Raw genomic sequence first — 5,369 nt, forward strand, 5'->3', positions numbered from 1 at the left:
CAGTTGTTTTTGGCACGTCCGATATGTAGATTCAATATGCTGTGTAGGGAGCAATGATTTTTCATATTTCTATTCATTGGTGATTTATGAGTGATTTCGCTTTGATATTGGACGAGTTCCGCCTCAGGCATGAACGGTTGGGCACTGCTCTCGCAGATGCCGCAGCCGCGACGAACAAGCTTATTGCTGCACTGGGCGATGGTAAGATGCCCGCGCGCGAACGGGCCAAGATTGAGAAGGCACTTATGCGAGGAAGAAAGCTTATGAGCGAGCTTGCAGATGAAAACGGGAAGACTGGAGCTCTACTCTACTGCGCGACATCATCTGATGAAATCGGCCATTGAGAATGGCACACCAGGGTACCGGTGAGCCAGATCACGCGGCGCGGCCGATTCCGTAATACAAGAGCCCGTACTGAGCCTGTCTCTTGGGATCGTAGATGTTGCGCCCGTCGAATATGACGGGTGTTTTCATACGGGCTTTGAGATCCTCGGCGTCAATGGCCTGAAACTCCTTCCACTCCGTCACGACCACCAGCGCGTCAGCGCCGGTTACCGCTTCGTTTGCGGACGCGCAGAGAACCAGATCAGCCCTGTCGCCGTAAATGCGGTGGCATTCCTCCATCGCTTTCGGATCATAGGCCCTGACGATGGCGCCACGTGCCCACAGTGCCTCCATGATGGCGCGGCTGGGGGCCTCGCGCATGTCGTCGGTCGCGGGTTTGAAGGCAAGCCCCCACAAGGCAAACACCTTGCCTGCAAGGTCCTTTTTGCCGAAGTGCTTGTCGATTTTATCGACCAGAACCAGCTTTTGGCGTTCGTTCACGTCTTCAACCGCTTCGACCAGTTTGACGGGCACGTTCTTTTTGCGGCCCATGGCGGCCAGCGCCTTTACATCCTTGGGGAAGCACGAGCCGCCGTAGCCTGCGCCCGGGTAAATAAAGTGGTACCCGATACGCGCGTCGGACCCGATGCCCACACGCACCTGTTCGATATCGGCGCCCAGTGCATCAGCAAGATTGGAGAGTTCGTTCATGAAGCTGATCTTGGTGGCCAGCATGGCGTTTGCCGCGTATTTCGTAAGCTCGGCCGAGCGGATATCCATCTCCACCATGCGGTTGGATCTGCGGTTGAACGGCGCGTAAATCCCGCGCAGGGCTTCGGCCGTTGCGTGATTGGCTACGCCCACCACAATGCGATCGGGCTTTTCGAAGTCCTCGATTGCGTTGCCCTCTTTGAGGAACTCGGGGTTGGATGCCACATCGAATGGTACGGTTTTGCCTTGCGCCTTCAATGTCTGTTCCATCACATCGCGCACCTGATCGGCGCTGCCCACGGGGACCGTGGATTTTGTAACCACGATGGTCGGTTCCGTCATGTAGATGGCGATGGTTTTGGCAACCGCCAGAACGGCGGAAATATCGGCGGATCCGTCTTCATCCGGCGGGGTGCCGACAGCTATGAAAACAACGCGGCCATGTTCCACACCTTCTTTGGCATCGGTCGTGAAATGCAGGCGGCCGGCTTTAACGTTCGCTTCGATCTTGGCATCAAGGCCCGGCTCGTAAATGGGCACGACACCGCGCTTGAGCGCTTCGGTTTTGGCTTCGTCTCGGTCTACGCACATGACGTTGTGGCCGATATCGGCCAGACACGCCCCGGTTACCAAACCCACATATCCAGAGCCAAAAATCGTGATCTTCATCGTCTATGAAATAGAATGCGTAAGGGGTTGGCGTGATTGTGCGCGAATTACTGAACTTGGGACCTTGCGCCGATGATCTCCGGCTTGCCGTACTTCGCGAACAAGTCATTGAGCGCCTCGCCTATGAGGCTCTCCATGCTCTGGCGTTGTTCAGCGGCCATCATCTTGAGCTGAACGCGGACTTCTTCGGGGAAGAAGGCCGTGATGGGTTTCTGTCCCATCCGTGACGGGGCATGGGGTTTGCCGCTCCCCTCACCTGCCCCGCTTTCCGTCTGGTTCGCGGGCGCCGGTGCCACAGCTTTGCGGCCCGGCTCGATGCGTACGCTGCCCGCTGCTTCAACGAGCGCGGCGAGGTTTGGTCGTTTGCTTGCCATTGTCTACAACTCCACGTTTCTTCTTGTTGACTTGTCTTCTTGACTTCAACCCCAGCCGGCTTGCGATATCCCGGAATAGTTCTCCAACCTCATCGGCTGCGCGCGATGACGGCGCGTATTCGGAGACCCCCTGCCCTGCCGCATAGGCGTCCTGAAAGGTGATGCGGTCGCCGATGACAGTGTTTGCTACGGGCATCCTCGATTGATCGAGCCACGCGGCGCTTTCTTTGTGACGTGTGCCGAAAGGCTTCGTGCGCGTGATCACAGCGAGCGCCTTCGGCGCACCTGCCATTGCGATCAGATCCCTCGTAGCGGGTATCGATTTGAGATCGACGGCGGAAGGCTGCACGGGGACCATGACGAGATCGGAAGCTTTAGCGGCGGCAAAGGCCCCCTCCTCCGTTCGGCCGCCGGTATCAATGATCAGAAGATCGAGACCTTCCTGCGCTCGTGCGGTCTCGACGGCTGCTGCTAGTCGCGAGGGTTTCGCGTCAATGACGACGGGCTCGTCACGGGTGGCTCTCAGATCGCTCCAGGCGCATGCACTTGGTTGGGGATCAAGGTCGATGACCGCCACGGTGAAGCCACGGCGCATGGCCTCGACGGCAATGTTGAGCGCGAGGGTCGTTTTTCCGGTCCCTCCCTTTTGGCAGATAAAGCTCAGTGTCTTCATGTTGCGATGTCTACATTTGGGTGTATCTGCAATTATGGTTGAAGATTCGTTCTTCGTTGGCAAGTCATTTCTAATTGCCTTTATCTCTCCATGCTGAATTGTATGCATTTCAGAATGCAGCGATCTAACATCGAATAAATGTCGAGCTGCAGGGTTTAGATGGATACTGCCTTTCAGCATGTCGAGCCGTATGCATGCAGTCTGCACGACATGTAATTATTACGGAATGCCGATATGCGTAGATATCTAATTGTCTCGGAGTAGAGATATGAGAGTGAGGACACGGCGAGGTGTCACTATTTCTTCCAGTCAGCAATTCAGCAAATGGACATCCAGTCTCTGAGACTTATCTGCAAGGCTGACGGTGCGGCAGGCAACCCATCTGATGTTCGGAACGAAGAAGTTCAATTTGCATCAGTCGGCAGGGGGTTATGGCTTTATCGTTCGTAGCCGATATGCATGAGCTGGGGAGGGTCGGCCGCTTCAACGCTTGGAACGCAGCAGCAGAGGCGTTTGAGCTCAAGATCTTGGTTGAGGTCAGTGGCGCCCTTTGGAGGCAGGTGCTTGGATTAGCACCCTCCTGGCAAGCCCACTTTCTCTCGATTAGGATGATGGAGGGCCTTAATGGCAAGGTTTTACCCTTCGCATTCTCTTCGGGGAGGGGCGTCGCTCGCTACGGCCCCCTGTGGGATGGGAGCGCTTCGCGCCGCCCCCTTTTTATATGATAAGAAGGGAATCTCGTGAGAGGCGCAGAAATCCGGCATAGCGACTCCCAGATTCAGAAAATTAATTCCCGGATAATTGAAATAAATTCCCAAATTCGACTTGCCTTATTGGGAATTGTTGTTCATGTTGTTGGAACAACAGTTTCATTTTCACGAGTCAAAAATGGGAAATTTATTACATTCCGAAGCCGTCACCACGAAACACGGGGTCCCGTTATATCGGGTGAATCCCTCAATTCCCAGCAGCGCCGAGATTTCCCGCACCAAGCGCGTACAAATCGGTGATGAGCATAAAGGCTTCGTGGTCGATAACGGCACCGGGGAGATTCTGGGGCGGGGAGGGGCCATCTCGTATGAGTTCGAGGAAGTCGACAAGGAGCGCTTTGTGAAGCTCTATCTGGCGGGCTTGAAACAGGCGGCCGGCCTCTCGAAGGCAGGGCTTGCAGTCTTCGAGATTGTCTACAATCAACTGCGCGAGCGGCCCGGTCAGGATTCGGTTCTGCTCAGCACGCGGGACCATAACCTGCCAAAGACCACGTATTTTCGCGGCTTACGCGAACTGCTCGACAAGGACTTCCTGTACCGAAGCACCATTGATGGCCAGTTCTTCGTCAACATCCGCTTCATGTTCAACGGTGACCGTCTCGCCTTCGTGAAGGGCTACAAGTTGCGTCAAGCCGAGTCGGATCAGGCATCGTTACCGTTGGCGCTGCCGGATTTCGCGCCCATTCCGTAAAGAAACCCGCCCCCGAGAGCCTCGGAGGCGGGCAGCTTCAATAGGGGATCTCGTCGTCTTCCAGGTAGTTGACTGCCGGCGATGTCCTGCCGTCGATCCAGGCCTGGATGTCGGAGAGCTTCCAGCCGACCCTGTTGGCACCGAGCTGCAGTCTCCTTGGAAACTTGCCGGCCTTTTCGAGCCTGTGGATGTGCTGGGGCGTGTAAGGGACGATTTCCCTCAACTCTTTCTTGGTCAGGATTTTGAGATCCGCGAGGATGATGCTGCTCATGTTCGGTTCAAGCATGGGGGCTCCTTTTGCGCCCGGGGGAGGGGCGTCAGCTGCATGTATCGGGGTTTGTCGGGAGGCAACGCGACACGACCGGCTGTTCTGGCCGGCGTCATTGTCATAACGCGCAATGATAAAAAAGTCCAGTCTAGTTTTTCTTGCGCCGCAGCCGCGTCTGCAGGGTCGCCCCGAGCTTGCGAAGTTCGTCGGGCGAGAACTCGTCGGTCAACCTGGCGATCTTGCTGTCGATGACCTCGGCGAGGGTAGGGAGGTCCTTAATGGCATCCTCGGGATGCCGGTGCTCCCACACCGAAAGGGCGTGGTAGAGGGCGTCATCGAGCGCGCGGAGCTGCGGACGGGTAAAGCCAGTACCAATCCATGGCCCGTAGACGCGGCGGGCAAACGCGGCCGGATTTTCTTTCAAAGCAGGATCGCGGTCCACCCACAACTGGGGGGCTTTGCTTGGCAACGGAAGCGTTGAGGCCGTTCGGGCTTCGTAGGTCTGCAATAGCTCCCGAAGTGCGGCCATGCGCTGCTGTATGTCGAGCCCGTCCGCATCGGCAGCACGTTCGAACGCGGCCTTCGCATCGCTCAGAAACGTCGGACGATCAGCATCGCGCCTTGGAGCGGTCGGAGGAGAAGCGGCGAGGAACGAGCGAAGGCGCTCCCGATCGAGCGGTTCGGGCGGGCCTTCGGACCTCGTCATACGCTTGCTTTCGCTCGTCTCTGCATGCCGTCCCGGCGTTGCAACGCGGATGTTCGGCGTGCTTCCGGCGCGCGCCTTAGTCTGCTCTGCGGGTTTGCCGGGTTTCGTCATGCTGACTCGCGAGTTCGAGCGGCGCCGGAACGGTCATCTCATGGCTTCAGTCGCATGTAAACTAAGTTGCGT

The 5,369-nt window shown here is 56.9% G+C and carries 7 protein-coding genes; 2 read left to right on the forward strand and 5 right to left on the reverse strand.

Annotation, left to right across the window (positions count from 1 at the left end; genetic code table 11):
* Window positions 1-86 precede the first annotated feature (86 nt).
* Entirely contained in the window at window positions 87-344 is a 258-nt protein-coding gene (locus AB7F49_RS37880; protein ID WP_428532708.1) for a hypothetical protein, read from the forward strand.
* A 31-nt stretch (window positions 345-375) separates the two neighbouring features.
* Here AB7F49_RS37880 and AB7F49_RS37885 read toward each other — a convergent pair whose 3' ends face one another.
* Genes AB7F49_RS37885 through AB7F49_RS37895 form a run of 3 tightly spaced genes read right to left on the reverse strand, consistent with a single transcriptional unit; the run spans window position 376 to window position 2,751 of the window.
* Window positions 376-1,704: a UDP-glucose dehydrogenase family protein gene (locus AB7F49_RS37885; protein WP_428532711.1), complete on the reverse strand. Its 1,329-nt coding sequence runs from the start codon at window positions 1,702-1,704 to the stop codon at window positions 376-378.
* 47 nt (window positions 1,705-1,751) lie between these two features.
* Window positions 1,752-2,078, reverse strand: a complete 327-nt coding sequence (locus AB7F49_RS37890) for a ribbon-helix-helix domain-containing protein (RefSeq protein WP_428532714.1) — start codon at window positions 2,076-2,078, stop codon at window positions 1,752-1,754.
* Window positions 2,041-2,751, reverse strand: coding sequence for an AAA family ATPase (locus tag AB7F49_RS37895; RefSeq protein ID WP_428532717.1), 711 nt, complete (start codon window positions 2,749-2,751; stop codon window positions 2,041-2,043). Before AB7F49_RS37895 ends, AB7F49_RS37890 begins: the two co-directional genes overlap by 38 nt.
* A gap of 849 nt (window positions 2,752-3,600) precedes the next feature.
* Here AB7F49_RS37895 and AB7F49_RS37900 point away from each other — a divergent pair.
* The gene (locus AB7F49_RS37900) at window positions 3,601-4,212 is read left to right on the forward strand and encodes a hypothetical protein (RefSeq protein ID WP_271029908.1); all 612 of its coding nucleotides are present in this window, start codon (window positions 3,601-3,603) and stop codon (window positions 4,210-4,212) included.
* Between the two features lie 37 nt (window positions 4,213-4,249).
* Here the strand turns inward: AB7F49_RS37900 and AB7F49_RS37905 are convergent, their stop codons facing one another.
* Window positions 4,250-4,498 (reverse strand): helix-turn-helix transcriptional regulator, encoded by a 249-nt coding sequence (locus AB7F49_RS37905; RefSeq protein WP_428532720.1) that lies wholly within the window; start codon window positions 4,496-4,498, stop codon window positions 4,250-4,252.
* Between the two features lie 130 nt (window positions 4,499-4,628).
* Window positions 4,629-5,297 (reverse strand): hypothetical protein, encoded by a 669-nt coding sequence (locus tag AB7F49_RS37910; protein WP_428532723.1) that lies wholly within the window; start codon window positions 5,295-5,297, stop codon window positions 4,629-4,631.
* Window positions 5,298-5,369: the final 72 nt, after the last annotated feature.

The sequence above is a fragment of the Pseudorhodoplanes sp. genome, from assembly GCF_050250235.1.
Lineage (GTDB): Bacteria > Pseudomonadota > Alphaproteobacteria > Rhizobiales > Xanthobacteraceae > Pseudorhodoplanes.

Coding starts and splice junctions, on each gene's coding strand:
- AB7F49_RS37880 (WP_428532708.1), top strand. CDS start 87: ATGAGTGATTTCGCTTTGATATTGGACGAGTTCCGCCTCAGGCATGAA.
- AB7F49_RS37885 (WP_428532711.1), bottom strand. CDS start 1,704: ATGAAGATCACGATTTTTGGCTCTGGATATGTGGGTTTGGTAACCGGG.
- AB7F49_RS37890 (WP_428532714.1), bottom strand. CDS start 2,078: ATGGCAAGCAAACGACCAAACCTCGCCGCGCTCGTTGAAGCAGCGGGC.
- AB7F49_RS37895 (WP_428532717.1), bottom strand. CDS start 2,751: ATGAAGACACTGAGCTTTATCTGCCAAAAGGGAGGGACCGGAAAAACG.
- AB7F49_RS37900 (WP_271029908.1), top strand. CDS start 3,601: ATGTTGTTGGAACAACAGTTTCATTTTCACGAGTCAAAAATGGGAAAT.
- AB7F49_RS37905 (WP_428532720.1), bottom strand. CDS start 4,498: ATGCTTGAACCGAACATGAGCAGCATCATCCTCGCGGATCTCAAAATC.
- AB7F49_RS37910 (WP_428532723.1), bottom strand. CDS start 5,297: ATGACGAAACCCGGCAAACCCGCAGAGCAGACTAAGGCGCGCGCCGGA.